1 protein-coding gene and 1 pseudogene are annotated in these 1020 nt (G+C 74.4%); one reads left to right on the top strand and one right to left on the bottom strand.

Annotated features, from left to right (window positions below; all coding sequences use genetic code 11):
• Positions 1–247 (bottom strand): annotated as a pseudogene (locus tag H5J29_RS34055) (DUF2470 domain-containing protein); the annotation flags it as partial.
• A gap of 118 nt (positions 248–365) precedes the next feature.
• Between H5J29_RS34055 and H5J29_RS34050 the strand changes: the two are divergent.
• Positions 366–1020, top strand: a 655-nt coding sequence (locus H5J29_RS34050) for a hypothetical protein (RefSeq protein WP_181784960.1), incomplete at its 3' end; no start/stop codon positions are given.

Here is a 1020-nt window from a genome sequence, read left to right as displayed (position 1 = left end):
GGTCCGAGACCTCCAGCATGACCGGCAGCTCCCCGCGCTCCGACTCGCGGATCGCGGTGAGGACCGGGGAGTCGTCGGCCAGCAGGAGGACGGCGGACCCGTCGGCGTGCAGGTGGTGCACGAGGGGCACGACGGGTTCGGGCGCGCCGGTCCCGACGAGTGCCGCCTCCCCGCCGCGGGTCGCCACGCTGCGGGCGCGTTCCGCGTCCGTCGGGGCCGGCGGGCGCCGGAGCCGGGTCTGTCCCACGATGCTCTCCTTGGGTTAGGTGAGGCTAAGTTAGCTGCCGGTTCCGGTGGCTGTCCAGAGTCCGTGGCGGGGACCCCTTTGTCGGGACGACGTGAACGGCCGGTTAGCGTCATCTCCCGTGACGACCGTGCCCTCGGGATCCTCTGCCGACCCGTGGCCGATCCGTCCCCTGTTGGCGGGCCTCGTCGACGACGCGAGCCTGGTCCAGCCGCGGCTGGCCGCCCCGAGCATCGACGCGGTGGTGGCCCGCTACCTCTCCGCCCGCGACGGCGGCTACGGGGGCATGATCGGCCATCTCGTGTGCCCCGTCTCCCGGCTCCCGCAGCTGGTCACGGAGCTGGCCCGGTCGGCACCGTCTCGTCCGGTGGACCTCGCGCTCGTGGTGGACACCGGGCTCGGGGCCGTGCCGAAGGCGCTCTCCACCGTGTTCTCCCGGTCGAGCCTGCTGACCCCCCGCACGGTCGAGACGGCCGCGCCCCCGGACGTCGACGCCGTCTGGCTGGAGCGGGTCTCGGAGTTCGTGCCGGACGAGGTCACCGCCGTCGTCGAGCCGCGGCGGCCGCTGGAGGGCACCCCGAAGGAGCTCGAGGCCTGGCTCGACGCCGTGGGCAAGGTCGCCGCGCACGGCTGTACGCCGAAGCTGCGCTGCGGCGGGCAGCGCGTGTCGGACATCCCGACCGTGGAGGAGGTCGAGCGGTTCCTCGAGGCCACCGTCGGCGCCGACCACGGGTTCACCGCGATCGGGCTGCGAGAGGCCGTGCGGCCGAGCGCGG

Source organism: Pseudonocardia pini, from assembly GCF_013870575.1.
GTDB lineage: Bacteria > Actinomycetota > Actinomycetes > Mycobacteriales > Pseudonocardiaceae > Pseudonocardia > Pseudonocardia pini.
This window is presented reverse-complemented; position numbering and strand designations above follow the sequence as displayed.